Source organism: Kitasatospora sp. NPDC028055 (genome assembly GCF_040637885.1).
Classification (GTDB): Bacteria; Actinomycetota; Actinomycetes; order Streptomycetales; family Streptomycetaceae; genus Kitasatospora.
This window is the reverse complement of sequence record NZ_JBEZXE010000032.1, coordinates 46055-71444: the sequence shown is the minus strand read 5'-3', so window position 1 is coordinate 71444 and position 25390 is coordinate 46055. Positions and strand designations below refer to the sequence as shown.

Annotated in this window: 25 protein-coding genes; 17 read left to right on the top strand and 8 right to left on the bottom strand. The window is 73.5% G+C overall.

What is annotated here, in order from left to right:
• The first annotated feature begins 94 nt into the window (after positions 1-94).
• The 3 genes from AB0F71_RS27080 (at position 95) to AB0F71_RS27070 (ending at position 3805) form a co-directional block, all read left to right on the top strand.
• Positions 95-1927, top strand: coding sequence for a DEAD/DEAH box helicase (locus AB0F71_RS27080; protein ID WP_360239119.1), 1833 nt, complete (start codon positions 95-97; stop codon positions 1925-1927).
• A gap of 382 nt (positions 1928-2309) precedes the next feature.
• Positions 2310-2960 (top strand): helix-turn-helix domain-containing protein, encoded by a 651-nt coding sequence (locus AB0F71_RS27075; protein ID WP_030308168.1) that lies wholly within the window; start codon positions 2310-2312, stop codon positions 2958-2960.
• Between the two features lie 38 nt (positions 2961-2998).
• On the top strand, positions 2999-3805 hold the full coding sequence (locus tag AB0F71_RS27070) for a S16 family serine protease (protein WP_360239049.1): 807 nt from the start codon (positions 2999-3001) through the stop codon (positions 3803-3805).
• Between the two features lie 80 nt (positions 3806-3885).
• Here the strand turns inward: AB0F71_RS27070 and AB0F71_RS27065 are convergent, their stop codons facing one another.
• A complete protein-coding gene (locus AB0F71_RS27065) occupies positions 3886-4455 on the bottom strand; it encodes an Lrp/AsnC family transcriptional regulator (protein WP_360239046.1) in 570 nt (189 codons plus the stop codon).
• A 192-nt stretch (positions 4456-4647) separates the two neighbouring features.
• On the opposite strand from AB0F71_RS27065, the gene AB0F71_RS27060 reads away from it, so the two are divergent.
• On the top strand, positions 4648-5190 hold the full coding sequence (locus AB0F71_RS27060) for a VOC family protein (RefSeq protein ID WP_360239043.1): 543 nt from the start codon (positions 4648-4650) through the stop codon (positions 5188-5190).
• A gap of 55 nt (positions 5191-5245) precedes the next feature.
• On the opposite strand, the gene AB0F71_RS27055 is transcribed toward AB0F71_RS27060, so the two are convergent.
• Positions 5246-5797, bottom strand: coding sequence for a hypothetical protein (locus AB0F71_RS27055; RefSeq protein WP_360239040.1), 552 nt, complete (start codon positions 5795-5797; stop codon positions 5246-5248).
• A gap of 145 nt (positions 5798-5942) precedes the next feature.
• Between AB0F71_RS27055 and AB0F71_RS27050 the strand changes: the two genes are divergently transcribed.
• The 4 genes from AB0F71_RS27050 (at position 5943) to AB0F71_RS27035 (ending at position 11779) form a co-directional block, all read left to right on the top strand.
• Entirely contained in the window at positions 5943-6728 is a 786-nt protein-coding gene (locus AB0F71_RS27050; RefSeq protein WP_360239037.1) for a response regulator transcription factor, read from the top strand.
• Positions 6725-8257: a HAMP domain-containing sensor histidine kinase gene (locus tag AB0F71_RS27045; RefSeq protein WP_360239034.1), complete on the top strand. Its 1533-nt coding sequence runs from the start codon at positions 6725-6727 to the stop codon at positions 8255-8257. The genes AB0F71_RS27050 and AB0F71_RS27045 overlap by 4 nt, the downstream gene beginning before the upstream one ends.
• A 294-nt stretch (positions 8258-8551) precedes the next feature.
• Positions 8552-10129, top strand: coding sequence for a cellulose binding domain-containing protein (locus AB0F71_RS27040; protein ID WP_360239031.1), 1578 nt, complete (start codon positions 8552-8554; stop codon positions 10127-10129).
• Between the two features lie 246 nt (positions 10130-10375).
• Positions 10376-11779, top strand: coding sequence for a glycosyltransferase 87 family protein (locus AB0F71_RS27035; RefSeq protein WP_360239028.1), 1404 nt, complete (start codon positions 10376-10378; stop codon positions 11777-11779).
• A 104-nt stretch (positions 11780-11883) separates the two neighbouring features.
• On the opposite strand, the gene AB0F71_RS27030 is transcribed toward AB0F71_RS27035, so the two are convergent.
• Positions 11884-12300 carry an SsgA family sporulation/cell division regulator gene (locus AB0F71_RS27030; protein ID WP_360239025.1) on the bottom strand — a complete coding sequence of 139 codons (417 nt, stop codon included), beginning with the start codon at positions 12298-12300 and terminating at the stop codon, positions 11884-11886.
• A gap of 516 nt (positions 12301-12816) precedes the next feature.
• Here AB0F71_RS27030 and AB0F71_RS27025 point away from each other — a divergent pair.
• Together AB0F71_RS27025 and AB0F71_RS27020 are read left to right on the top strand one after the other, a co-directional pair.
• Positions 12817-14265, top strand: a complete 1449-nt coding sequence (locus AB0F71_RS27025; protein WP_360239022.1) for an RDD family protein — start codon at positions 12817-12819, stop codon at positions 14263-14265.
• 131 nt (positions 14266-14396) lie between these two features.
• Complete coding sequence (locus AB0F71_RS27020; RefSeq protein ID WP_360239019.1) at positions 14397-15104, top strand: RDD family protein; 708 nt, start codon at positions 14397-14399, stop codon at positions 15102-15104.
• A gap of 34 nt (positions 15105-15138) precedes the next feature.
• Here AB0F71_RS27020 and AB0F71_RS27015 read toward each other — a convergent pair whose 3' ends face one another.
• Entirely contained in the window at positions 15139-15387 is a 249-nt protein-coding gene (locus tag AB0F71_RS27015) for a hypothetical protein (protein WP_360239016.1), read from the bottom strand.
• A 202-nt stretch (positions 15388-15589) separates the two neighbouring features.
• Here AB0F71_RS27015 and AB0F71_RS27010 point away from each other — a divergent pair, with 202 nt between their 5' ends.
• The 5 genes from AB0F71_RS27010 (at position 15590) to mycP (AB0F71_RS26990) (ending at position 20881) form a co-directional block, all read left to right on the top strand.
• Positions 15590-16288, top strand: a complete 699-nt coding sequence (locus AB0F71_RS27010) for an endonuclease V (protein WP_360239013.1) — start codon at positions 15590-15592, stop codon at positions 16286-16288.
• A gap of 96 nt (positions 16289-16384) precedes the next feature.
• On the top strand, positions 16385-16825 hold the full coding sequence (locus tag AB0F71_RS27005; protein WP_360239010.1) for a hypothetical protein: 441 nt from the start codon (positions 16385-16387) through the stop codon (positions 16823-16825).
• A gap of 29 nt (positions 16826-16854) precedes the next feature.
• Positions 16855-18249, top strand: a complete 1395-nt coding sequence (locus AB0F71_RS27000; RefSeq protein WP_360239007.1) for a hypothetical protein — start codon at positions 16855-16857, stop codon at positions 18247-18249.
• Between the two features lie 86 nt (positions 18250-18335).
• Complete coding sequence (gene mycP, locus AB0F71_RS26995) at positions 18336-19589, top strand: type VII secretion-associated serine protease mycosin (RefSeq protein WP_360239004.1); 1254 nt, start codon at positions 18336-18338, stop codon at positions 19587-19589.
• 119 nt (positions 19590-19708) lie between these two features.
• The gene (mycP, locus tag AB0F71_RS26990; protein WP_360239001.1) at positions 19709-20881 is read left to right on the top strand and encodes a type VII secretion-associated serine protease mycosin; all 1173 of its coding nucleotides are present in this window, start codon (positions 19709-19711) and stop codon (positions 20879-20881) included.
• Here the strand turns inward: mycP (AB0F71_RS26990) and AB0F71_RS26985 are convergent.
• Both AB0F71_RS26985 and AB0F71_RS26980 read right to left on the bottom strand, forming a co-directional pair.
• A complete protein-coding gene (locus AB0F71_RS26985) occupies positions 20875-21438 on the bottom strand; it encodes a GNAT family protein (protein WP_360238998.1) in 564 nt (187 codons plus the stop codon). The genes mycP (AB0F71_RS26990) and AB0F71_RS26985 overlap by 7 nt on opposite strands.
• A gap of 54 nt (positions 21439-21492) precedes the next feature.
• On the bottom strand, positions 21493-22158 hold the full coding sequence (locus AB0F71_RS26980; protein ID WP_360238995.1) for an NAD(P)H-binding protein: 666 nt from the start codon (positions 22156-22158) through the stop codon (positions 21493-21495).
• Positions 22159-22305: 147 nt separating this feature from the next.
• Here AB0F71_RS26980 and AB0F71_RS26975 point away from each other — a divergent pair, with 147 nt between their 5' ends.
• Positions 22306-22689: a helix-turn-helix domain-containing protein gene (locus tag AB0F71_RS26975; RefSeq protein WP_360238992.1), complete on the top strand. Its 384-nt coding sequence runs from the start codon at positions 22306-22308 to the stop codon at positions 22687-22689.
• Positions 22690-22798: 109 nt separating this feature from the next.
• Complete coding sequence (locus tag AB0F71_RS26970; RefSeq protein ID WP_360238989.1) at positions 22799-23413, top strand: DinB family protein; 615 nt, start codon at positions 22799-22801, stop codon at positions 23411-23413.
• Positions 23414-23428: 15 nt separating this feature from the next.
• Here AB0F71_RS26970 and AB0F71_RS26965 read toward each other — a convergent pair whose 3' ends face one another.
• Both AB0F71_RS26965 and AB0F71_RS26960 read right to left on the bottom strand, forming a co-directional pair.
• Positions 23429-23869: a hypothetical protein gene (locus AB0F71_RS26965; RefSeq protein ID WP_360238986.1), complete on the bottom strand. Its 441-nt coding sequence runs from the start codon at positions 23867-23869 to the stop codon at positions 23429-23431.
• 527 nt (positions 23870-24396) lie between these two features.
• Complete coding sequence (locus AB0F71_RS26960; RefSeq protein ID WP_360238983.1) at positions 24397-25200, bottom strand: hypothetical protein; 804 nt, start codon at positions 25198-25200, stop codon at positions 24397-24399.
• Between the last annotated feature and the right edge of the window lie 190 nt (positions 25201-25390).

Sequence of the window (25390 nt, the reverse complement as noted above, 5' to 3'; positions counted from 1 at the left end):
GATCGCCGCCCGACCGCGGGACGGGGCCGCAAAACCGCCTCTGACCTGCGATGATCCCCCCTCGGAGACCGTGAGTACTGCCGCCGCCTCCTCGATGCCGCTGTTCTCCGACGCACCGGAGCAGCAGGAGCCCGCCCGGGCCGTCGGCCACGCCGCGCCCGCCGCCTCGCACCACCTCTCCCCGGCCTTCCCCGGTCGTGCCCCCTGGGGCACCGCGGGCAAGCTGCGGGCCTGGCAGCAGGGTGCGCTGGACAAGTACATCGAGACCCAGCCGCGGGACTTCCTCGCGGTCGCCACCCCGGGCGCCGGCAAGACCACCTTCGCCCTCACCCTGGCCTCGTACCTGCTGCACAACCACCTGGTGCAGCAGGTGACCGTCGTCGCCCCGACCGAGCACCTGAAGAAGCAGTGGGCCGAGGCCGCCGCGCGGATAGGCATCCGGCTGGACCCGGCGTACTCCTCCGGCCCGCTCTCCCGGGACTACCACGGCATCGTGGTCACCTACGCGGGCGTCGGGGTCAACCCGATGCTGCACCGGAACCGGACCGAGGCCCGCAAGACCCTCGTGATCATGGACGAGATCCACCACGCCGGTGACTCCAAGTCCTGGGGCGAGGCCTGCTTCGAGGCCTTCGAGCCGGCCACCCGCCGACTGGCGCTGACCGGGACGCCGTTCCGCTCGGACACCAACCCGATCCCCTTCGTGGCCTACGACGCGGGCAGCGACGGCATCCGCAAGTCCATCGCCGACTACACCTACGGCTACGGGCACGCGCTCGCCGACCACGTCGTCCGCCCGGTGATCTTCCTCAGCTACAGCGGCAACATGCGCTGGCGCACCAAGTCCGGGGACGAGCTGGAGGCCCGGCTCGGCGAGCCGATGACCAAGGACCTGATCGCCCAGGCCTGGCGCACCGCGCTGTCCCCGCAGGGCGAGTGGATCCCCTCCGTCCTCCAGGCCGCCGACCGCCGGCTCACCGAGGTCCGCAAGGCGATCCCGGACGCCGGCGGACTGGTGATCGCCACCGACCAGAACGTGGCCCGCGCCTACGCCAAGATGCTGCGCGAGATCAGTGGCGAGAAGGTCACCCTGGTGCTCTCCGACGAGGCCGAGGCCTCGCAGCGGATCTCCGACTTCGCGGCGGGCACCTCGCGCTGGATGGTCGCGGTCCGCATGGTGTCCGAGGGCGTGGACGTGCCCCGGCTGTGCGTCGGGGTGTACGCCACCTCGATCTCCACCCCGCTGTTCTTCGCCCAGGCCGTCGGCCGCTTCGTGCGCGCCCGCAAGCGTGGCGAGACCGCCTCGGTGTTCCTGCCGACCATCCCGATGCTGCTGGGCTTCGCCAACGAGATGGAGCTCCAGCGCGACCACGTGCTGGACCGGCCGAAGAAGGAGGGCGACGGCCTCTTCGACGAGGAGGACCGGCTGCTCGCCGAGGCCGAGCGCGCCAACGACGGGCCGGACGGCGCGGGCGGCGAGGAGTTCTCCTACGAGGCGCTGGGCTCCGAGGCGGTCTTCGACCGGGTCCTGTACAACGCCATGGAGTTCGGCATGCAGGCCCACCCGGGGAGCGAGGAGGAGGAGGACTACCTCGGCATCCCGGGCCTGCTGGAGCCGGACCAGGTGCAGATGCTGCTGCAGAAGCGCCAGCACCGGCAGATCCAGCGCAGCAAGACCAAGCCCGCCGAGGAGGCCGACCTGCTGGAGCTCCCGGCCGAGCAGCGGCCGGTGGTCACCCACCAGGAGCTGCGCGAGCTGCGCAAGGAGCTGAACGCGCTGGTCGCCGCCTGGCACCACCGCACCAACCAGCCGCACGGCACCGTCCACAACGAGCTGCGCCGCCAGTGCGGCGGGCCGCTGACCGCGCAGGCCACCGCCAACCAGTTGAAGGCGCGGATCGCCAAGATCCGGGAGTGGGCGAAGTAACGGTCCGGCAGGCGGATCCGGGCCGCCGGGGGCTTTGCGGGCCCGGACCCGCCGCCTCCGGGGTGTCCGGACATCGGACCGGGGTCGAACTGGCGCCCTGGTCGGGCCGGTGGATCGGCATGATTTGTCCGGAATTCCCGGCGGCGGTGATGCCGATCACGACCGAATTTTGGACAACCACTTCCGCCGCGGGAATTACTTCACTACCTTTCCCCCACGCTCTTCCGCCGGGCAACCCCCGCGGGACGGGCTCCGCAGGACCGTGCGGTCGTCAGGGACGACGCCGCACGGCCCGAGCGCGGCCACCCCCACCTGCGCGCGACACCGACCTTCTGGCCCGGCGCCGCACGCCCCGCGAGCGCCGCGGAAAGGACTGCCCGTCGTGACAGCAGAGACCTCCCAGACCTTGGACCGCGGCGTCCGCGTCCTCAAGCTCCTCGCCGACTCCGAGCGCGGGCTCACCGTCACCGAGCTGGCCGCCCGGCTCGCCGTCAACCGCACCGTGGTCTACCGGCTCCTCGCCACCCTGGAGCAGCACGGCCTGGTCCGCCGCGACATCGGCGGTCGGGCCCGGGTCGGCCTCGGCGTGCTGCGGCTGGCCCACCGGGTGCACCCGCTGCTGCGCGAGGCCGCACTGCCCGCCCTGCGCAGCCTCGCCGAGGACCTCGGCGCCACCGCCCACCTGACCCTGGTGGACGGCAACGAGGCCCTGGCCGTCGCCGTCGTCGAGCCCAGCTGGACCGACTTCCACGTCGCCTACCGCACCGGCCTGCGCCACCCGCTCGGCGAGAGCGCGGCCGGCCGGGCGATCCTGGAGGCCCGCACCTTCCCCAGCCAGCGCCGGCCCGAACAGGGCTTCGTCATCACCCGTGCGGAGGAGCAGTCCGGGGCCAGCGGGGCCGCCGCCGCGCTGCTCGGGCTGAGCGGCATCGAGGGCAGCGTCGGCGTGGTGATGCTCAACGGGCTGGTGCCCGAACGGGTCGGCCCCCGGGTGGTGGAGGCGGCCACCGAGGTGGCCGACGCCCTGCGGTAGCGCTCGCGCGGGGTGTCGGGTGTGTTTGGATTCCCCTTGTGTCCGACACCAAGCTGCCCAAGGCCCTCCCGTCCCCGCGGACCCGCGCGCTCGCGCTCTGCGGGGTGCTGGTCGCCGCGCTGTTCGGCGTGGCGGCCTTCGTCCCGCTGCCGTACACCGTCACCTGGCCGGGCCTGACCGCGGACACCCTGGGCACCTACCAGGGCCGGCCGGTGCTCACCATCACCGGGGCGCCGCTGCGCAGCACCGACGGTGAGCTTCGGATGGTCACCATCTCGGCCACCAACCCGGGGCAGCGGACCACGTTCTGGCGGGGGCTGCGGGCCTGGTTCGACCAGGACGAGGCCGTCCGGCCGACCGAGACGGTGTACCCGCAGAGCGACCCGGCCAAGGCGGAGCAGGTGACCGCCCAGCAGATGGCCGAGTCCCAGGACAGCGCCACCGCGGCCGCGCTCGGCTACCTCCACCTCTCGCCGGCCCAGGTGAAGGTCAAGGTCGACCTGGGCGACGTGGGCGGCCCCAGCGCCGGACAGATGCTGGCGCTGGGCATCGTCGACAAGCTCGCCGGTGACGGCAAGGGCGGCGACCTCACCGGTGGGCTCAGGATCGCGGGCACCGGCACCATCGCCGACGACGGCACCGTCGGCCCGGTCGGCGGCGTCCCGTTGAAGACCCAGGCGGCGGCCCGGGACGGCGCCACGGTGTTCCTGCTGCCCAAGGAGGAGTGCACGGACGCCAAGGTGAACACCCCCAAGACGCTGCGGCTGGTGCCGGTGGGCACGCTCGCCGAGTCGGTGCAGGCGCTGGAGGCGTTGAAGAGCGGCGGCAGCGTTCCCAGCTGCTGAGCGTTCCCGGCTGCTGGGCGGGCCCAAGTGCTGAGCGGGCCTAGCTGTTGGGCGCTTTCGGCTGCTGGGCGGGCCTCGGGCTACTCGGCGGCCGCCTGGTCCACCAGGGGCAGGATCCGGTACGGCACCGGGTTCTCCAGCACGATCGCGGTGGAGGAGCGGACGATCCCGTCGAAGCCCACCACCCGGTCGATCACCCGCTGGAGGTCCGCGTTGGAGCGGGCCACGATCCGCACCAGCATGTCGCCGATCCCGGTGATCGTGTGCAGTTCCAGCACCTCCGGCACCCGCGCCAGGTGCGCCCGCACGTCCGCGCCCTGGCCCTGGGAGATCTCCAGGGTGGCGAAGGCCGTCACCGGGTAGCCGATCGCGGCCGGGTCCACCTCCGGGCCGAACCCGCTGATCACCCCCTTGGCCTGCAACCGGTCCAGCCGGGCCTGCACGGTGCCCCGGGCGACCTGGAGCCGGCGCGAGCACTCCAGCACGCCGATCCGGGGCTCCTCGGCGAGCAGCCGGATCAGCCGGCCGTCCAGCGCGTCGATGGTGTCGTTGCCGCCGCCGCTGCTGGCCGGGGTTGCGGGGGCGCCCTGGGGGGTGGACGGGTCGGGGTCGGGGGAGCCCGGGGCGCTCGGGGAGTGGGCGGGGGGCATCGCGGCTCGGTCCTCCGGTGGGCATTCTGTACAGCGGTGCCGCCGATTCTCCCGCTCCGGGGCGCAGCTTGACCAGGAGGAAACGGAACAGTTGCGCGTAGGTCGGCCCGGCGCCACCCTCCAGCCACGATCCCGTGCTCCGGGCCCCACCCCGGGTGCCGGGTGGTCCGTACGCCTACCGGGAGGGCCGTCATGACCGACACCGCCGCCGAATCCGTCCTGCTCGCCGCGGGCCCGGCCGGGGGAGCGGAGGACCCCGGCCCGCTGCCGCCCGGCCGCGCCGACGCGGTGGTGTTCGTGGTCGGCGACGCCGAGCGGGCGGCCCGCCGCTACCAGGCGGCGCTCGGGCTGCGCTGTACGGCGTACGCCGGGCCGGGGACCGGCGATCCGGAGGCGGTCTCCTACGTGCTGGCCGGGCCCGGGACGCGGATCGTGCTCACCTCGCCGGTGCAGGTGATCGGCTCGCGCGGCCGGGAGCTGGCGGCACACCTGGAGCGCTACGGGGACGGGGTGCTGGACCTCGCGGTCGGCGTGCCGGACGTCCCCTACGCGTACGACTACGCCGTGGACCGGGGCGCGCTGTCGCTGGCCGAACCGTACGAGGTGCGGGACCGGTACGGCTCGGTGGTGCTGGCCACCATCGCGGTGCCGGGCGGCTCCCGGCACACCCTGGTCGACCGGTCGGGGTACGCGGGGCCGTACCTGCCGGGGTACCAGGCCTTCGCCGGGTGGTGACCGGGGCGGTCGCGGGGGCCGGAGGGGCAGCGGGTGTGGCGGGTGTGGCGGCGGGTCAGCGGATCGCCGTCTCCACGACCGGCGGGTGGCCGTTCCAGTAGACGAAGACCGAGTTGGCCTGGTTGTCCTTGGTGAAGTCCACCCGCATCCACTGGTCGCCGTTCCAGACCTGCATCTGCCAGCCCGGGTCCGGGGTGGCGGAGACCAGCGAGGCCCGGTCGGCGCGGATGTCCAGGGCGACCCGGCCGCCGGGGACCGGGTAGCTCTTCACCGTCGACGTCGGGGTGGTGGCGGCGGGCACGGGCTTCCTGGTCGGCGGGGCGGCCGCGGTGGTGACCGGGGCGTGCGCGGCGGTGGCGGCCGTGCTCGCGGTCGGGGAGGCCGACGGGGAGGCGGGCGAGGACGGTACGTCCTCGGCCGGCGTCCGGCCGGGGGTGGCGCTCGCTCCGTACGGAGTGCTCCCGGCCTTCGGGGAGGGCAGCGGCAGTGCGGTGGGCCGCTCGGACGCGGCTCCGCCGAGCACGGCGTGCACGCCGAGCCAGGACAGCGCCACCGCCGCCCCGGTGGCCGCCGCCCAGGCGCAGAGCTGTACCAGTCCGTTCCGCATCGTCCGCACATCCTGCCGTACTTCCGGGCAGGTGGTGACGGGTACCCCCGGTGTTCGGCAGGGGAGTTGCACACTGTCCGGAGGCCGTGCGGAGCCGCCCCCGAGGTACAGACCACTGCCTGCCGATGGCGTACCGTGCAGGGCCATGGCAACAGTGCTCGTGGTCGAGGACGACCCCTTCGTACGTTCCGCGCTCATCCGCCACCTGACCGACACCGGTCACGCGGTCCGCAGTGTGGGCACGGCCCTGGAGGCGCTGCGGGAGGTCGCCCAGGTCGGCTGCGACCTGGTGATCCTGGACCTGGGCCTGCCCGACCTGGACGGCAGCGAGGCGCTCAAGATGATCCGGGGACTGACCAACGTCCCGGTGATCATCTCGACCGCGCGGGACGACGAGGCCGAGATCGTCCGACTGCTCAACGACGGTGCCGACGACTACCTGGTGAAACCTTTCTCCGGGGAACACCTGAGCGCCCGGATGGCCGCCGTGCTGCGCCGGCTCGGCGGCGGCGCCGCCCCCGTCGCCCAGGTGCTGCGGGTCGGCGGACTGGCCATCGACCTCCAGCGGCGCGAGGCCGTCCTGGACGGGCGGCTGCTCGACCTGACCCGGCGCGAGTTCGACCTGCTGGCCTTCCTGGCCGCCCGGCCCGGGGTGGTCGTGCCGCGCAAGGAGATCCTCGCCGAGGTCTGGCAGCAGACCTACGGCGGCGACCAGACCATCGACGTCCACCTCTCCTGGCTGCGGCGCAAGCTCGGCGAGACCGCCTCCAACCCCCGCTACCTGCACACCGTCCGGGGCGTCGGGGTCCGGCTGGAGGCGGTCGCGGGCACTGGGGGCGCTGGGGGCACCGCCAGTGCTGGGGGCACTGCCGGTGCTGGGGGCACTGCGGACCCGGCGGACCCGGCGGGCACTGCGGAGCACCGGACATGAAGCGGTTCACCCACTCGCTGCGCTGGGCCCTGATCAAGGCCGCCGTGGCCGGGACCACCATGGTCGCGCTGGCCTTCCTCATCCCGCTCGGCCTGATGGTCCAACAGACCGCCCGGGACCGGGCGTTCACCGCCGCCGAGCGACAGGCTGCGGCACTCGGGCCGGCCCTGGCGATCACCACCGACCAGGACGCCATCAACCGCGCGCTGGCCAGCACCGACGCGGGGGGCCAGAGCCGGATGGCGGTGCACCTGCCGGTGCCCCCGGGGGAGTCCTGGGCCCCGGGCGGGGCCGGGGCGCCTGCGGAGGCCGGTGGGGCCCGGGAGTCCGCGGGGGCCGGTGGAGCCGGGGCGCCTGCGGGGTCCGGTGGGGCCGGGGCGTCCGGTGGGCCCGACGGGCCGACCATCGGGGAGGGGCGCGCCGCCGCGGCGGACGTGGCCACGGCCGGTGGCCAGGGCCGGGCCTTCACCGTCGCGGTGCCCGGCGGCTACGCGCTGCTCCAGCCGGTCGCGGTGGACACCGGGCGGACCGCCGTGGTCGAGGTGTTCGTCGCCGAGAGCGACCTCACCCGGGGAGTCTCCACCGCCTGGCTGGTGCTCTCCGCCGTCGCGCTCGGCCTGGTCGCCCTCTCGGTGCTGGTCGCCGACCGGATGGGCGGCCGGATCGTGGCCTCCGCCCGCCGACTCGCCGCCGCCGCCCGCTCGTTGGGCGCCGGGGACCTCGCGGTGCGCGTCCCGGTGACGGGCAAGCAGGTCGACGGCAGCCCGGAGGAACTCCGCGAGGCCGCCCACGCGTTCAACGCCATGGCCGACCGCGTCGTCCAACTCCTGGCAGCCGAGCGCGAGTTGGCCGCCGACCTGTCGCACCGGCTGCGCACCCCGCTGACCGTGCTGCGACTCAACGCCGCCTCCCTCGGCGACGGCGACGCGGCCGACGCCACCCGGCACGCGGTGGCCCAACTGGAGCGCGAGGTCGACCAGATCATCCGCTCCGCCCGCCGCGCCCCCGAGGACGCGCCCGCCGTCGCGGTCGGCTGCGACGCCGCCGAGGTGATCCGCGAACGGGTCGGCTTCTGGTCCGCGCTGGCCGAGGACGAGGGCCGCCGCTGGCAACTGGCCGGTGCCGAACGCGCCGCACCCGTCCCCGTCCAGCGCGGCGACCTGGCCGCCGCGGTCGACGCCCTGCTCGGCAACGTCTTCCGGCACACCGCCGTCGGCACCGCCTTCTCGGTGGACGTCCTGGCCACCGACTCCTCCGTGATCGTGCTGATCGGCGACGCCGGGCCCGGCTACAGCGACCCGGCCGCCGCCCTCAAGCGCGGCGAGGGCCACGGCGGCGAGGGCTCCACCGGCCTCGGGCTGGACATCGTGCGCAAGCTCGCCGAGTCCACCGGCGGGGACCTGGCACTCGGCCGCTCCGCCGTGCTCGGCGGCGCGGAGACCAGGCTGCGGCTGCGCACCCGCCCGACGGAGGCCCCGACCACCCGGGCCGGCCGGCGGCGGACCCGGGGTGCGCTGTTCCCGAAGTGACGGTGAGTGGGGCGGGAGGGTCGTACGGGCTGCGCCCTGTGGCCCGCCGCTCGGCCGGCCTCTTCCTTGGGCGGGCCTCTTCCTTAACTGCGGCCTAAGGGACCTTCACCCCTCGCTCAGCCCACGGCTTCCGGCCCTCGGGCGCGGCTAGCGTCGGTCGCGCCGGTCACCCGACCGAGCCGGGCCGGCCGCCCGGGACGTCCCCGCGCACCCGTGCGCGGCCCGTCCGGACGGCGGCCGACCGCAGGCACCGGCGAACGGTGCCGACCGCAGGCACCCGCGGAGGTAACGCGCATGACCACCCGACCCACCCGCCGTTCCGGCCGCCGCAGGCGAAGCCGTAAGGGGACGATCATCGGGGCCTCGGCGGCCGCCGCCGTCCTGGTCGCGGGCGGGACCGTGGTGCTCGCCTCCTCGGCCAGTGCCGCCCCGCTTGGCGCCGTGTTCAGCCGGACCAGCAGCTGGGACGCCGGTTACACCGGCCAGTACCTGGTGACCAACCCGGCCGCCGACCCGATCGAGGACTGGACGCTGAGCTTCGACCTGCCGGCCGGCGCGAAGATCGACTCGCTCTGGAACGCCACCTTCACCGCCGCCGGGCAGCACGTCACCGTGCGGCCGGAGGCCTGGAGCAGGCGGCTGGACCCGGGGAAGAGCGTGGTGGTCGGCTTCGTCGCCCAGGGCGCCGGCGCGGCGCAGGCCGAGCCCGGGAACTGCCTGATCGACAACGCCTCCTGCAAGGCCGGTGAGGGCCCCGCGCCCACCCCCTCCGGGCGTCCGACCAGCACCCCCACGCCCTCGCCCACCGGTCCGGCCTCGCCCACCGCGACCGCCTCGGCCACGGCCACCGCCACCGGGAAGCCGAGCCCGACCGCCACCGCGAAGCCGACCCCGACCGCCACCCCGACCGCCACCCCCACGGCGACCGGTGTGCCGGTACCCCCGGCCGGCGCCGGGGGCGGCTTCGCCCCGTACGTCGACACCTCGCTCTACCCGCCCTACGACCTGGTCGCCACCGCCAAGGCCACCGGGGTGAAGCGGTTCAACCTCGCCTTCGTGGTCTCCGGCGGCGGCTGCGTGCCCAAGTGGGGCGGGGTCAGCGACCTGTCCGCCGACGCGGTGGCCGCCCAGATCGGGGCCCTGCGCGCGATCGGCGGCGACGTCCGGGTCTCCTTCGGCGGCGCCAACGGCAGCGAACTGGCCCTCGCCTGCAGCTCCACCGCCGACCTGGCCGCCGCGTACCGCACGGTGATCGACGCGTACGGCGTGACCCGGCTCGACTTCGACGTGGAGGGTGGCGCGATCGCCGACACCGCCGCCAACACCCGGCGGGCCCAGGCCGTCGCCCAGCTCCAGCGCGAGGCCGCCGCGAAGGGCAGGCCGCTCGATGTCTCCTTCACCCTGCCCGCACTGCCCTCCGGCCTGACCCAGGACGGCGTCGACCTGGTCGCCGGTGCCAAGGCCGCCGGTGTCGCGGTCGGTGCCGTCAACATCATGGCCATGGACTTCGGCGACGGCGTCGCCCCCGACCCGCAGGGGCGGATGGGCACGTACGCGATCGCCGCGGCCACCGCCACCCAGGCCCAGGTCAAGAGCGTGCTGGGGCTCGACGACGCGGCCGCCTGGCGCAAGGTCGCGGTCACCCCGATGATCGGCGTGAACGACGTCGCCAGCGAGGTGTTCACGGTGGCCGACGCCGAGCAGCTGGCCGACTTCGCGGCCGGCAAGCACCTCGCCTGGCTGGCCATGTGGTCCGGCACCCGGGACAAGGCCTGCGCCGGCGGCGCCAAGGCCTCCGCGGACGCCAGTTGCAGCAGCATCGTCCAGCAGCCGCTGGACTTCACCCGGGCCCTCGGCCGCTACACCGGCTGAGGCCCTCAGTCCGGGTCCGGCCCCCAGTTCGGGGCCGGCCCCCAGCCCGGGTCCGGCCCCCAGCCCGGGTCCGGCCCCCTGCCCGGGTCCGGCGCCCTGGACCGCCCCGGACGCCCGTGCTCAGCCCGCAGCCGAGCACGGTCGGCCGGGGCCCTTTCGTCACTGTGAGTAGTTGATCGCGCCCAGGACGGGATGGGTCGCATCCGGTATCGTCGCTGGTTGGCCGAGCGGTGGACGGAGTGGACAGTGACAGCGGTGCAAGACGAGCGCAGCCCGGTGCGGACGGTACCCGCCCCGTCGCCCGTTCCCCTGTCCGACCGGCTGCGCGTCGCGCTCGGTGCCCCCGTGCGCGCACTGCGTGAGGCCCCCCGCCGCCCGATGCTGATCGCCTCGTCCGTGGCACTGCTGTCGCTGGTCGTGTACGCAGTGGTCCGCCACTTCGTCCACACCTCGATGGTCGACATGATCGTCTACCGGGCCGAGGGTGCCGCCGTCGCCAACGGCACCGACCTCTACGCGCTGCGCGTCACCGAGTGGAACCTCCCCGCGACGTACCCCCCGTTCGCGGCCATGCTGTTCGTCCCGACCACCTGGCTGCCGATCCCCGTCCTCCGCGTGGTGATCACTCTCGGCAACCTCGGGCTGCTCGCGCTGATGGCCCACCTGTCCTTCAAGCTGGTCGGCTGGCCGCGCCGCGAACTCCGGCCGATCGGCGTGGTCCTGATCACCGGCCTCGGCGTCTGGCTCGAACCCGTCTTCACCACGCTCCGGTACGGCCAGATCAACCTCGCGCTCGGCTGCCTGATCCTCTGGGACCTCACCCGGTCCGACGCCCACCGCAGCAAGGGCATCGCGATCGGCATCGCCGCCGGCCTCAAGCTCACCCCCGGCCTGTTCGCCGTCTACCTGCTGGTCACCGGCCGGGTCCGGGCCGCCTTCACCGCCGCCCTCACCTTCCTCGGCACCTTCCTGATCGGCGCGCTCTTCCTCCCCGACGCCACCTGGGGCTTCTGGACCAAGTACCTCTACGACTCCTCCCGGGTCGGCAAGACCGAGATCGTCGACAATCAGTCGCTGCGCGGCGCCTTCGCCCGCCTGCTGCACAGCGCCGACCCCGGCTTCCTCGCCACCCTCGGGGCGGGCCTGGCCGCGGTGGCCGGCCTCGCCGTCGCCGCCTGGGCCGTCCGCAGCGGCCGCTGGCTGCCCCGGGCCGAGGCCTGGGGCTTCTGCGTCACCGCCGTCACGGCCGTGCTGATCTCGCCGATCAGCTGGACCCACCACTGGGTCTGGTGCGTGCCGGTGCTCGTGCTGCTCGCCGCCGAGGCCTCCGTCGAGCGCGCCCGCCCGGCCGGCGTGCGCCGACTGCGCTGGCGGGCCGCGTTCTGGGCCACCCTGCTGGCCTTCCTGTCCTTCGCGATGTGGGCCGCCAAGCCGGTCGGCGCGGCCGTGCTCCACATGTCACCGCTGAGCCAGCTGCCGACCTCGATCTATCCGTGGGTCGGCCTCTGCTTCCTGCTCGCCGCCGCCATCCGGATAAGGGCACGCCGGCGCTCCGCCGGCGCCCCGCTGGTCCGGCTGCCCGGACAGCGCGACGGCGGCGGCGGCCCGGACGCCACCCGCGGTCGTCAGCAGGCCCCCGCGGCCCGCTGAGCCGACGGGGGCGCCGTCGCTGCTGTGCCGGTGCTGCTGGACGGTCCAGTGCACGCTGCGGCGCACGACCCGTACGCCTCGCCCGTCCCGTACCTCCCGCACGCCTACGCGAGCAGCTCGGCGAGCGAGCCGTCCATGTCGAGGGCGGCCAGCTCACTGCCCGGCGGCACCAGCCGGTGCGCCCGCTCCAGCCAGGCCGCGACGACCGGCAGCGGCGCCTCCAGCAGCGCGTCCCCGGCCGGGGAGCTCAGCGCCATGCACAGCACGCTGCGCCGGCCGGAACGGGTCGGCCAGATCCGTACGTCGCCCTGGCCGCACGGGCGGAAGGTGCCCTCGACCAGCAGCTCGCGGGCGAACACCCAGGTCACCGGGGAGCCGGTGTCCAGGTGGAAGGTGATGTACACGGCGTACGGGTCGTGGCTGCCGTAGGTCAGCCGGGCCAGGACGGGGACGCTGTGCTCCGGGGAGAGCACCAGGTTCAGCTCCAGCTCGTGCTCCACGACGCCGACGGGGCGGTCCATGATCGTCTTCCTCTCTGCCTTCGGTTTCGTGCCCGGTTCTGGGCCCTGTGACCTTTGAGAGGGCGGTTCGCGCCGGGTCTTACACGCGTTTCCGGGATTTCTTCGGGAAGTTTTGGGGCGGGGCGGGGCGGGGGTGTGGCGGTGGGGGCGTTGCCGCTGGGCGTGGCGGCGGGGCGGTGGGGCGGTGGGGCGGTGGGGCGGGCTCCCGCCCCGGGTGGGCCCTTACCCCGGGCGGGCCTCCGCTGTCCGGGGAATCGTCGGTTTTCCCTCGGGGCTCCGGCGAGGTACTACCCTTTGTGACTGTCCGGCGACTGTCCGCCTTCGGTGGTGCCCCCACGCCCCGAGCGCCCCGTATGCCCCCGGGCGTACGCGGGCGTGTGCGGGCGGCGGCGTGGCCCTGTGCTCGGACCTACCCGGTTCCGACCACGTTCCGATCTTTGGATCTGCCGACTTTGGATCTGCCGAGGCCCGCCCCTCAACGGCCCTCGTCAAGGCCCGACAGGAGAGAAGACCCCCATGGCGGACCGCCCCTTCGCCGCCGACGGCGACCCGGCCGTCGCACCCGAGCCCGGCTACTACCCCGACCCGTCCATCCCCGGGTTCGTCCGTTACTGGGGCGGCTCGGCCTGGGTGCCGGGCACCAGCCGGCCTGCCCCCGTCGAGGGCGAGGTGCTGCAGCCGCCCCGGTACGCCACCCGGCGGGCCGCCCCCGCCCCCGGCCCCGCCCCCGGCCCTGGCACCGCGGCCGCGCGGGCGGTGCCGCCGCCGGTGGTGCCGGTGCCGCTGGCGCGGTCGGAGTCGCCGGTGCCGGTGGTCGTGCCGGTGCCGGCGTCCGTGCCGGTATCGCCCGTGCGGGAGGCTCAGGGGGCGGGGGACACCGGGCCGGTGTACCTGGACCAGACCACGGGCGGGGCGTCCTTCGTGGTCGGGCCGCGGGTCGCCGAGGTGATCGGCGGGCCGGTGTTCCGGACCGTCGAGCCCGCGCCGGAGGAGGGTCCCGGGGTGGGCGGGGCCGCCGAGGCCGCTGCCGCCGCTGCTGCCGGTGCCTCGGGTTGGCAGGCCGATCCGCGGGCGCAGCGGGGCCTGATGGAGACCGGCGGGGCGCCGCGTTGGGTGTCCTGGGGGGTGCTTCCGGGGGCGCTCGAGGAGGAAGAGGGGCGCGCGGAGGGGGAGCGTGCTGCGGTTGCCGTGGAAGCGGCGGTGGCCGTCGCGCCCGCCGTGACGGGCCCGGTCCGCGAGGTGACGGCGCCGACCGCCGCGGTGGCGGTCGAAGAGGCGGCCCAGGTGGCGGCCGAGGTGGCCGCCGAGCCCGGGGCGGCGCCGGTTCGTACGGTGGCGTCCGCGGTGCCGGTGCCGGCTCCCGTCCCGGTGCCCGTGCCTGTCCCCGCCGTCGCTGCCGCCGCCGCGTTGCCGGTGGCGCGGCCGGCCCGGGAGTCCGCCGTCCGCCGCCGGTCGGCACCCCCGGCGCCCCCGGTGCCCGCCGGGCTGGGGCGGCGGCTGGTGGCCCGGGTGGTGGACACCGCGGTGCTGCTGGTGGTCGCCGTCGCGGCCGGGATCCCGCTCGGCAGCTCGGTCTCCGACCACCTCCAGCAGAAGGTCGACCAGGCCAGGATGGCCAGCTCCCTCGCCCGCCGCCACGTGCAGGTCTGGCTGGTCGACGACGTGGTGCTGGGCAAGCTCGCCGCCCTGCTCGGAATCCTGGTGTTCGTCAGCCTCGTCTACGAGGTGCTGCCGATCGCCCGGACCGGCCAGACCTTCGGCAAACGGCTGGCCCGGATCCGGGTCGTGGACGCCGGCGCCTCCGGTGGACGGGCCAGACCGAGCCTCGGCCGCTCGCTGCTGCGGTGGCTCGTCCGCCAGCTCGGCACGGTGCTGCTGCTCGGCCTGGTCTGGCCGATGTTCGACCGTCCGGCCCGGCGTGGCTGGCAGGACCGGGCGGCCCGGACCCGGGTGGTCCGCAGCTGAGGCGGCCGTTGCGGTCCCGGGCCCACCCGCTGGTCCCCTCCGGTCCACTCTCCGGTCCACTCCCGGGTGCGCGACAGCAAAACAGACAAAATGTCCCAAAAGCGGAGAATCCGCGATGTTCTACTCGGGGGATGAGCACCCACGACCCCTCAGGCCCCCAACCGGAGGGGGGCGGTCAGCCCTCCTTCGACAAGCAGCCCCCCACCCCGGGCGGCGGCACGCCGGACGGCGAACCGCCACGCCCCGCCCCGTCCGGTGCCCCAGGGGAGGGCCCCGGCGCCTACCAGGGCAGCTACGGCGGACCGACCCCCGGTCAGAACCCCTACGGCGGGCAGCCCTACGACCAGCCCCCGTCCGGCCACGGCCCCGACTCCGCCCCGTACGGCACCCCCAGCGGCGGACCCGTCCCCGGCATGCCGCCGATCGGCACCTGGCCCAAGCGGATCATCGCCCGCCTCATCGACTACGTCCTGATGCAGGCCATCGGCGTCCTCGTCATCGGCCCCTTCGTCGACCTCAGCACCCGCCAGGGCACCACCGAGGCCTTCTGGCTCGGCTGCGCCGTCTACCTCGTCTACGAGGCGCTGATGCTCAGCCGGGACGGCCAGACCCTCGGCAAGAAGGCCATGAAGATCCGCGTCGCCATGCTGATCGACGGCAACTCGCCCACCCAGTCCGCTGCGTGGACCCGGGCCGCCGTCTTCATCCTCCCGGCGGTGCTCTGCTGCGCCGCCCTGTGGTGGGTCATCGACGGCCTGTTCGGCGTCGTCGACAAGCCCTACCGGCAGTGCCTCCACGACAAGGCCGCGAAGACCGTGGTGGTCACCACCGAGATCTGACCGCGAAAGCGGCAGGACGACGCCCGGCGGCGGATCAGCGCTGCCGGGCGTACTCGCGCCCGGCAGCGGCCGCGGAGGCCCCGGACCGGTCGCCGACCGCGGCCGAACGGGCGGACACCGACATCGAGAGCACCGTCACCACGGTGCCGAGCGCCAGCGCGAACCCCACCAGCACCGCGACCTCCAGGACGCCCGCGGCGCCCGAAACGGCCAGCAGCGCCACTGTGGTGGCGACGACGGTCAACGAGCCGAGGCAGAGCTGGGCAGCGGACGGACGTGGCATGGCGGGGGTCCTTCGCACGTCGGGGGAAACGGGCGGGAATGATGCCGGTGCCAGAAGTCGTACCCGGCAAGGGAGTTCGGCACGACCAGGCTAGCCCGCGAGGCCGGGGGCACAGGGGGCGCACGGGCTCACCCCGGGGTCGTCCGCACCCCTCGGTACGGTGGGACCCGTCCGACACCACGCAGACCCGGGGGAACCGACCGTGCCCATCCCCGCCGACTGGCCCACCACCGAGGCCCAGGCGCTCGCCGAACAGGAACGACTGCGGCCGCTCGTCCGGGCCCAGGACGACGGCACCCCCGGCCGGCTCATCGCCGGAGTCGACGTCGCCTACGACGACGACCACGACCTCGTCGTCGCCGCGGCCGTCCTCCTCGACCGGGACACCCTGGACGTCGTCGAGGAAGCCACCGCCGTCGGCCGGATCGCCTTCCCGTACGTCCCCGGACTGCTCGCCTTCCGCGAACTCCCCGCCGTCCTCGACGCGCTGGCCGCCCTCACCCGCACCCCCGACACCGTCGTCTGCGACGGCTACGGCCTCGCCCACCCCCGCCGCCTCGGCCTCGCCAGCCACCTCGGCGTCCTCACCGGACTGCGCACCCTCGGCGTCGCCAAGACCCCCTTCACCTTCGACCACCACGACCCCGAGGCGGCCCGCGGCTCCTGGACCCCGCTCACCGACCCCGCCACCGGCGAGGAGGTCGGCCGCGCGGTGCGCACCCAGCCCGGCGTCAAACCCGTCTACGTCTCCGTCGGCCACCGGATCGGCCTCGACACCGCCGTCCGCACCACCCTCGACCTCGCCCGCCGCTACCGGCAACCCGAGACCACCCGGCACGCCGACTCCCTCTGCCGCCGCGCCCTCGCCGAAGCCCTGCACACCAGGACGCCCTCGAACTGACCGTGCACCGGGCGGGGTTCCGACCCGGTGTGTTAGACATGAGACACCGGGGCCCGGGCCCCGAAGGCCAGGAACGGACGCACGGGGGGCGCCGCAATGGGAACAGGGACCGGCTCGACCGGCGGGGCCAACCAGGGCTACCGCGTCGAGGTCGAGCAACTGCGCACGTTCGCCGGGCAGGTGCGGCTGCTGTTGAAGGAGTTCGAGAAGGACGCCAACGGCAGCACCACCCACGGGCGCAGCGGCATCGGCAAGACCGCCTTCGGCACCTTCGCGGAGGCGACGGAGATCCACGGCCGCTACAGCACCATGCGGGACGCGCTGCGGGACGTGCTGAACCAGCTCCAGCAGGCGATCGATCAGGCCCAGAAGAAGGCAGAACTCACCGCGACCAACTACGAGGAGCAGGACCAGCACGTGAGCACGAAGCTCAAGCTGTCCGGCGACGGTTGGTCCGTGGCCGCTCCCTCGGCCACCAGCGAGGTCGCCTACCAGGCCAACCAGGTCCCGTCCCAGCGCGGCAACGCCACCATCTGACCGACCGCCCGACCGGAGGTGAACCACCCGTGACCTACACCGACTTCACCAAGTACAGCCATGCCGATCTCCGCAAGATGGCGCAGGCCCTCGACCCGGGCGCGGTGATGGCCGCCGGCGACCCGTGGCGCAAGGCGGCGACCACGCTCAAGGAGATCCGCAAGACCCTCACCAACGCGAGCACCGAGGCGGCCACCACCTGGGAGGGCACCACCAGCGACTCCTTCCACACCTCGATGCTGACCCTCGCCGCCAACATCAACGAGGCCGCCGCGTACGCCAACGACGCGGCCAACACGCTGCACAACATGTCCGAGGCGATGGCGACGGCCAAGCGCACCATGCCCGAGGAACCGGGCACCTGGGACCAGTTCAAGGACAAGGTCGGGGACTTCTTCAGCAGCGAGGACGACCACATCCAGCTCACGGACCAGAAGAAGGCCGAAGCGGCGGCCGTCATGCAGACCCTCGCCATGCACTACCGCATCGCGACCCCGGCCTTGAAGGCCCCGTCACTGCCGGGCTCCAAGTCTCCGGCGAAGCCGGGAACGATCGATGACGTACGCGATGTCGGCTCACAGGACCAGAGCGGAGCCGCAATGGCGGCGGCAGCGATGATCTCAGGAACCTCGTTCGGGACTGCGGGAACATCACAGCGAGTGACGAGTGGGCCGGCGCCGCGGCGATCGACAGTTTCAGCGCCTTCGACGGTGGATCGCTACGCGTCGAGGAGCACGCCCGCCCTGACCGATTCGGGGATCAAGGGCGGTACAGCGCAGGCATCGACTGTCAGGAGCCGTAACCCCGACGCGGGTATCTCGGGTACCCCGGTGTCTCGCCCGAGCGGCAGCATTCCGAGTCCGGTCACCTCCGGGACCCAGACGTCTGGTCTGAGCACTGCGCCACCCGTGGGCCCTACGAGCGGACCGATCACGGCTGGAGGAGGGCAGGCGGTGATCAATCCGCCAGGCGTGGCTGGGCCGAGCGGGTTGGGCATGGGTGCCAGGGAGTTCCTCGGCGGTGCGACGCCGGCGGAGGGAGCGGGCCCCGGTACGGGCCGAGCTACCAGTGGCAAGGTCTACCCGGGCACCGGTGTTGGGGGTCGAGCCATGCCCGGAGCCGAGCAGGCGGGCGGCTCAGCTGCCCGGCCCGGCGGTGCTGTCCGTGAGCCGCTGCCTCCTGGCGCCGGAGCGCGAGGCAGGCAGGCCTTCACGGAAGGCGGATCCGGGCTGGGAGCGCGTAACCGGGTCGGTGTCGAACTCGGAACCGGTGGTTCTGGCGCAATGGCGCCCGGCATGCCGATGAGTGCAGCACAGCATCGAAAGAAGGAGAGAGGGAAGAACGGCGAGCGGCCGGACTACCTTGTCGAGGATGAGGAAACCTGGGCGTCGGACAAGCCGGCCAATCCGAACGTGGTGAAATGAGGCCGGTCCGCAAGCGGACGGGTGATCTGATCGCATCCCGCAGGTCGGTGATCTGCGGGATGCCTCGTTGAGTGGGGTGACCGGGTTTGGCGAGCCGCCTGTTGGCACGAGGTACAGCGGTCCTTGCCGCTGGGACGCTGATCTGGAGTGTCACTGCACCATCGGCATCGGCTGACCAGATCAGGGACCATCAATGGGCTCTGAAGACCTTTGGGGCCGAGGCCAAGGTCTGGCCGGTCAGTCAAGGCGACGGGGTCGTCGTCGGGGTGATCGACACAGGGGTGAATCAAGATCACCAGGACCTGACCGGGCAGGTGCTGCCGGGGGCCGACTTCTCTGGCGGCAAGACGGACGGCCGAGCCGACAGTGACGGCCACGGTACCGGGATGGCGAGCCTGATCGCGGGGCACGGCCACGGATCACAGGCCGGGGTCATGGGGTTGGCTCCGAAGGCGAAGATCCTACCGGTGAAGGTGGGGACGGAAGGTGATGATTCCACTCCTCAGCAGTCCGGGTTCGCGGATGCGATCCGTTTCGCAGTGGATCACGGCGCGAGGGTCGTCAACGTGTCCCTGGGAGGGTCCTTGCGCCTCGATTCAGAGCTGAGGAAGGCCGTCGACTACGCGGTCTCGAAGGATGTCGTGTTGGTCGCGGGTGTAGGCAACTCTGGTGATGACCCGGACGGCGTTCGGTACCCCGCTGCCTTCCCTGGGGTCGTGGCCGTGGGAGCGGTGGATTCCAATGGGGGCGTGTGGGACCGTTCCACGCCCGGGCCGGAAACCACGCTCGTCGCGCCCGGCGCTGATATCTACCGCGCCACCGCCAAATCCTCGACGAGCTATGGAGCCGGAAACGGCACTTCTGATTCCACTGCCTATGTTTCGGCCACTGCTGCGCTCATCCGGTCCAAGTATCCGGACCTGTCCGCCGGGCAGGTGATCAACCGGTTGATCAAGTCGGCCACGCCTCCCGCCAACGGGACGGTCGTACCCAACAACCACTACGGCTACGGGCTTCTCGACCCCGCGAAGGCGCTGGAGCCGAACCCCGCGGTGGACAACGGGCCGAAGGCGAACCCGCTGGTCAACCGGCCGGAGTCGAAGGGCGCGCCGCCGACCAACGACGACAGCGATGCGTCGGATGCGCCGTCCGTGGCGCCCGTGGTGCCCGAGGCCGGTGGCGGCAGCGGCGGCAGTGGCCCGGTGCTGGTCGCCGGTGCGGCCGGGGTCGTGGTGGTGGGGGCCGCGGTGGTGGCGGGGCTGGTGGTGCGGCGGCGGAGGCGGCGGGTGGCTGGGGGGCCGTATGCGCCGCATCCGCCGTACGGCGGGGCCGGCCATTGAGGGGTGACCCAGTAGTGGTGGGCAGTGGGGAACTTCCGGCGAAGCGGCCGTGGTGAAGTGAGATTTGTTCTGCTCGCATCGCGCAGGTCGGAAAACGGGGTTGGGGGAGCGGGTTGTTGGTGCGTGGTGCGGCGGTCCTGGCGGTGGGGGCATTGGTCTGGGGCGTTGCCACACCGGCGGTCTCGGCCGATGAGGTCAGGGACCAGCAGTGGGCTCTCAAGACATTCGGGGCTGAGACGGCGGTCTGGCCGGTGAGCCAGGGCGAGGGTGTCACTGTCGCGGTGATCGACAGCGGGGTGAATCCGGACCACCAGGACCTGACTGGGCAGGTGCTTCCGGGGGCTGACTTTTCCGGGACCAAGTCGGACGGTCGTACTGACACGGACGGTCACGGCACCGGCATGGCGAGCCTGATCGCGGGGCACGGGCACGGTGCGCAGGCCGGAGTGATGGGGTTGGCGCCCAAGGCGAAGATTCTGCCGGTGAAGGTGAGAACGGGCGATGGCGGTCCGATGCCGGAGCAGAACGATCTGGCGGCGGCGATTCGTTTCGCGGTGGACCACGGTGCGACGGTCATCAATATGTCCATCGGGGGACCGTTCCACTTCGACTCGCAGGCTCGGAAAGCGGTGGAATACGCGGTGTCGAAGGACGCTGTACTGGTCGGGGGAGCCGGCAACAGCGTCGCGGACCTGAGCGTCAACTATCCGGCCGCCTTTCCCGGAGTGGTGGCTGTCGGGGCTGCGGACTCCAAGGGGGTGGTGTGGGGCAGCTCCAAGCCCGGTCCCGAACTCACGCTCCTCGCACCTGGTGTGGAGATCTACCGTGCTTCGGCCAAATCCTCGACGAGCTATGCGATCGGGAACGGTACGTCCGACTCCACTGCCTACGTTTCCGCTACTGCGGCTCTCATCCGGTCCAAGTATCCGAATCTGTCCGCAGGGCAGGTGATCAACAGAATGATCAAGTCGGCGACTCCCCCGCCGGATGGCACAGTGGTGCCCAATGTCCACTACGGCTATGGGGTCGTCGCCCCGGAGAAGGCGCTGGAGCCGAATCCGGCGGTGGACAACGGGCCGAAGGAGAATCCGCTCGCGAACCGGCCCGAGTCGTTGGGCGCACCACCGAGCGATGACGAGACCGACGCGACAGGCCAACCCTCGGCAGTGCCCGAGGCCACGTCAGGTGGCAGCGACGTCACCGGCCCGGTGGTCGTCGCCGGGGTCGTGGTGGTGGGGGCCGCGGTGGCCGCCGTGGTGCTGCGGCGGCGGAGGCGGCGGGTGGGTCAGTGAGTGCTGAGCCAGTCGTCGCGTAGGGCGGCCATGTGGAGGACGTCCCAGTAGCGGCCGTCCCAGTGGTGGGCCTGGCGGGCGCGGCCTTCGAGGACGAAGCCGGCCTTGGTGTAGGCGCGGGCGGCGCGTTCGTTGTACTCGAAGACGTCGAGGTGGACGCGGTGGAGGCCGACGGTGGCGAAGGCGTGGCGGAGGACCAGGATGGTGGTCTCGGTGCCGATGCCGCGGCCGACGCTGTCGGGGGTGAGGGCGATCCGGTAGTCGGCGGAGTTGTTGTCCGGGTCGACGTTGGTGAGGGCGGTGTCGCCGAGGAAGCGGCCGGTGGTCGGGTCCTCGACGGCGAGGTCGAGCCGGTCGGGCCGGTCGGCGCGGGTGGCGCACCACTGGGCGATCTGGTCGCGGGTGAAGGCGGTGCGGGTGCCGGTGAGGCGGTTGGTCCCCTGGTCGGTGCAGTGCGCCCACAGTGGGTCGGTGTGCCGGGCCGCCAGGGGAACGAGGCGGATGGTGGGGCCGTGCAGGGTGGGTTTCACCGCGAGGGCTGAGAGGTCCGTGGCCATGGTGCCCAGGATGCCCGGTGGGGCCGGTTCGTGCCGGGATTTTCGGTGCGGGGCTTATTCGGCGACGGCGATCTGCTGCCGGTGGTGGGTGGGGGTGGTGAGTTCGTCGACGAGGGCGAGGGCCAGGTCGGCCTGGGCGATCCGGGGGCCGAGGACGTGGGGGCCGCCGACCCGGTAGCGGCCGGTGCCGGGGGCGGTGCGGTCGAGGTCCATGGGCGGGGTGACGACGACCCAGTCGAGGGTGGCGGGGGAGGCGTGGAGCAGGTCGAGGGCGGCGGAGTGGCCGAGGGAGAAGGTGCGGTGGGCCTCGGGGAACGCGGGGTCGTCGTGGACGGCGACGCCGGGGGCGGTCTGCAGGGTGGTGGCGACGCCGACACTGAGCAGCCGCGGGACGCCGGCGCGGCCGAGGCCGTCGACGAGGGCGCTGGTGGCGGCGCGGTAGAACTCGGTGGACGGGGTGTCTGGGGTGTAGACGGAGCTGACGGCGGCGGGGTGCCCGGGGGCGGTGGCGGCGACGGCGGCCGGGTCGGTGACGTCGCAGCGCACCAGGGTGACGCCCTCGCGGGCGAGGTCGGCGTGGCGCTCGGGGTCGCGGACGGCGGCGGTGACGGTGAGGCCGCGGCGGCGGGCCTCGGTGATCAGGGCGCGGCCGACCTGCCCGCCCGCGCCGTAGACGATGACGTCCGCGCGGTGCTGCTGCCGGGGCGTGGTGGTGGTCATGGGGGCCTCCGTCGGGTCGGTGGCGGGCCGTTGGGGCCCGCCGGTGCAGTGACGGTAGACCGGGGGGTGCCGGTTACTTCAACGGAACCGGCGCCGACGGCCGGGGACGGGCTGCCGCGGAGCCGGCCCGGCGGGTACGGTCGGGGCATGACGCAGACGGGGCCGGCGCCGTTGCCGGCGGACTTCTTCCCGGCCGACTGCACGGTGCAGTCGGTGCCGGTGCTGGGCAGCCGCAAGTGGGCCTGGCGGATCATCCGTTGTCTGGAGGGCGGGCCGCGCCGGTTCTCGGAGCTGCGGGTGCCGTTGGCGGGCATCACGGCGAAGGTGCTGACGGAGTCGCTGCGGTCGATGGAGCAGGACGGCGCGGTGGTCCGGACCGAGTACGCGGAGAATCCGCCGCGGGTCGAGTACGCGCTGACGCCGTTGGGGCGGACGCTGCTGGGGCCGATGGACGCGGTGTGCGCGTGGAGCCGGGAGAACCTGGGCAGCCTGCTGGCAGCCCGGCTGGAGTACGAGCGCGCCGGGGGCTGATCCGGCTCGCCAGGGGCTGATCCGAGCGCGCCGGGGCTGGCAGCATTTCGGCGGTCGCTGGCGGCCTTGCCGCTGGTGGGGCGGGGTGCGGGGCGGCCATGCTGGGCCCATGAGCACTTCTGACCAGCACCTCGCGAACCCCGCCGACGCGAACCCCGCCGACGCGAACCCCGCCGGCACCCTCGTCCCCGACGCCCTCGTCCCCGACACCAAGGACTGGACCTGGGTGCTCGAACGCGCCTGCCCCGACTGCGGGTTGGACACTCCGGCGGTGGCCCCGACGGAGGTCGCCGCGATGGTCCGGGCGAACGCCGCGGCCTGGCTGGCGGTGCTGGCGGGGGACGAGGACGGGCTGCGCCGTCGGCCGGCCCCGGGGGTGTGGTCGGACCTCGAGTACGCCTGCCACGTCCGGGACGTCTTCCGGCTGTTCCTGGTCCGGCTGGACCTGATGCTCGACCAGGACGGCCCGCTCTTCGCGAACTGGGACCAGGACGAGACGGCGGTCGCCGAGCGCTACCGGGAGCAGCGGCCGCAGGTGGTGTCCGGGGAGCTGGCGGAGGCCGCGGAGGCGTTGGCGGCGGCGTTCGGGGCGGTGTCGGGGGAGCAGTGGGGGCGGACCGGGAGCCGTAGCGACGGGGCGCGCTTCACCGTCGAGTCCTTCGCCCGCTACCTGATCCACGACCCGGTGCACCACCTGTTCGACGTGACGGGCGAGCGGGTCTGACCCGGTCGCCGCGGTTCACCAGCCGGAGGCCTCGCGGAGCATGGTGCGCCGGAGCCGGCCGGCGACGCTGGCGGTGTCGGTGCCGATGACGTCGGCGATCTCGGGGGCGGCGAGGCCGACGACGTAGTGCAGGATCGCCAGGTCGTCGTCGGCGGGGTGGCGGTCGGGGACGGGGGTCTCCTGCGGGGTGTGTTCGGCGACGGTGCCGCGCAGGATCTGCCAGGCGAGCGCGGTCGGGTTGGGGCTGGTGAGCAACTCCCGCCACTGAACGGCGATTTCGGCGAACGCCTGTTGGACGGCGGTGGCCGCGTCAGCGTGCTCGGTCAGCCACACCCGGGCGTAGCTGAGGTACCGGGGGCGGTGGAGTTCGCAGAAGGCCGCGAACTCCAGCGGTACGTCCTCCGGTTCGCCGGACCCCGGGGGTGGTTCGGCGGCGCTCGTGTGACGGTTGGTCATCTCGTCTTCTCGGAAGGGGAGATGGGTTTCTGATGGTCGATCATCTGTGCTCACTCTACGGTAGGCCCTCGGTGCGCTGGGTGACCAATCCGATGGAATGCCTGGAACCCGCTGCGGCGCGTCCGGATCCGGTGACGGGCGGTGCGGCGCGGCGGCGGTACTGCCGGTGGAGGCCGGTGGCGGGCCGATCGAGGGCCGATCGAGGGCCGGTGGTGGGTCGACCGGGCCGCCGGGGCTCGGTCGGGAGGGAGTGCTGCACAGTGCTGCGGGGGACGTGGGTGCGAGCGTGTCGTAGCTGGTCAGGTGGTACGGGACGGCAGGGGTCGCACGGCAGTTGAGGTGCCACCGTAGGGCCTGCCGGGTCCGGCGTCCACGCCCAGGGCGCGAAGCCGGGACCGCACAACCGTCTGCGCAACCGCGCTCACGACGGGGGGTTGCGCCGGGCCGGGTGGCGGTGGGTGCGTCGAAAGCGCCCCGGCGGCCTGCGGCGACCGGGGCGCGGATCGGGGCGGGGAGGTGCCGCCCGGTCAGGGGTTCGGCCGGGCCTCCGTGGGTGCGGTCAGGTCGTCGGCGGTGTTGCCGCGCTCGACCTGGGCGGGGAAGGACTCGACGGCCCGGCGCCGGGCCAGCTGGGCGGCCGTCGCGGCCGCTGCCGCGGCAGCAGCGGCGGCGCCGGCGGCGGCCGCCTCGCGCTCGCACCGGTGGGTGCCGGGCGCGGAGGTGGCGTGCGCGGCCGAGGGGTGACCGGCTGCGGCGTGTGCGCCCGCCGGATGCCCGCCGACCTGATGCCCGTTGGCCGGGTGGCTGCCCGCCGAATGCCCATTGGCCGGGTGGCTGCCCGCCGGATGCCCGCTGACCTGGTGTCCGCTGGCCTGATGTCCGTTCGCCGGGTGGCCGCCTGCCGGATGCCCGTTCGCCGCGTGGCCGACGGCGTGCTGCCCGGCGGCGTGCGCCCCTCCGGCGTGCGTCGCGCCCGTGCGCGCCCCCGCCGCCCGTCGTCGGCGCCCGAGCTCGACCCGCTCGGCGTGTTCCTCGGCCGCCTGTCTAGCGGCCAGGTAGGCCTGGACGGCGGCCATGCCGTAGACCGGCTGGATGAGCTGGTGGCCCTTGAAGAAGGGTCTGGCCGGGGCGAACCCGGCGGCGACCACGAGGTCGCGGATCTCTGCTATCTCGGCCTCGCTCCGGGCGGTGAAGCGGACCTCCCAGCCCTTCTTGTACGTATGGCCCTTCTCGCCGCTGCGGCGGGCCGGATCCGGGCGGCGGACGTACCCGGGCAGACGGCCGAGGCGGAGCTGGGCCGCGCGGAGGCCGGCGGTCTCGTCACGTGACATGACGTAAGCCTAGGCAATCCCGGAAGCGCGTTTGACGCCCCGGGGGTCCCTCGCCGTATGCCCTTGATCACTCTGGGTCAGACGGCCAGGTGGGCGATCCTTTTCGATCAAACCTGATAGCCATATGAACGTCATTTACTCCAAATGAGTGAGGGTATGAGGACTTTAGTGCAGGCTGGTCCCGGTTTCG

Coding starts and splice junctions, on each gene's coding strand:
- AB0F71_RS27005 (WP_360239010.1), top strand. CDS start 16,385: ATGGGAACAGGGACCGGCTCGACCGGCGGGGCCAACCAGGGCTACCGC.
- AB0F71_RS26970 (WP_360238989.1), top strand. CDS start 22,799: ATGAGCACTTCTGACCAGCACCTCGCGAACCCCGCCGACGCGAACCCC.
- AB0F71_RS27020 (WP_360239019.1), top strand. CDS start 14,397: ATGAGCACCCACGACCCCTCAGGCCCCCAACCGGAGGGGGGCGGTCAG.
- AB0F71_RS27055 (WP_360239040.1), bottom strand. CDS start 5,797: ATGCGGAACGGACTGGTACAGCTCTGCGCCTGGGCGGCGGCCACCGGG.
- AB0F71_RS27050 (WP_360239037.1), top strand. CDS start 5,943: ATGGCAACAGTGCTCGTGGTCGAGGACGACCCCTTCGTACGTTCCGCG.
- AB0F71_RS27040 (WP_360239031.1), top strand. CDS start 8,552: ATGACCACCCGACCCACCCGCCGTTCCGGCCGCCGCAGGCGAAGCCGT.
- AB0F71_RS26985 (WP_360238998.1), bottom strand. CDS start 21,438: ATGGCCACGGACCTCTCAGCCCTCGCGGTGAAACCCACCCTGCACGGC.
- AB0F71_RS27015 (WP_360239016.1), bottom strand. CDS start 15,387: ATGCCACGTCCGTCCGCTGCCCAGCTCTGCCTCGGCTCGTTGACCGTC.
- AB0F71_RS27025 (WP_360239022.1), top strand. CDS start 12,817: ATGGCGGACCGCCCCTTCGCCGCCGACGGCGACCCGGCCGTCGCACCC.
- AB0F71_RS27060 (WP_360239043.1), top strand. CDS start 4,648: ATGACCGACACCGCCGCCGAATCCGTCCTGCTCGCCGCGGGCCCGGCC.
- AB0F71_RS26960 (WP_360238983.1), bottom strand. CDS start 25,200: ATGTCACGTGACGAGACCGCCGGCCTCCGCGCGGCCCAGCTCCGCCTC.
- AB0F71_RS26975 (WP_360238992.1), top strand. CDS start 22,306: ATGACGCAGACGGGGCCGGCGCCGTTGCCGGCGGACTTCTTCCCGGCC.
- AB0F71_RS27080 (WP_360239119.1), top strand. CDS start 95: ATGCCGCTGTTCTCCGACGCACCGGAGCAGCAGGAGCCCGCCCGGGCC.
- AB0F71_RS27030 (WP_360239025.1), bottom strand. CDS start 12,300: ATGGACCGCCCCGTCGGCGTCGTGGAGCACGAGCTGGAGCTGAACCTG.
- AB0F71_RS26980 (WP_360238995.1), bottom strand. CDS start 22,158: ATGACCACCACCACGCCCCGGCAGCAGCACCGCGCGGACGTCATCGTC.
- AB0F71_RS27065 (WP_360239046.1), bottom strand. CDS start 4,455: ATGCCCCCCGCCCACTCCCCGAGCGCCCCGGGCTCCCCCGACCCCGAC.
- AB0F71_RS27045 (WP_360239034.1), top strand. CDS start 6,725: ATGAAGCGGTTCACCCACTCGCTGCGCTGGGCCCTGATCAAGGCCGCC.
- AB0F71_RS26965 (WP_360238986.1), bottom strand. CDS start 23,869: ATGACCAACCGTCACACGAGCGCCGCCGAACCACCCCCGGGGTCCGGC.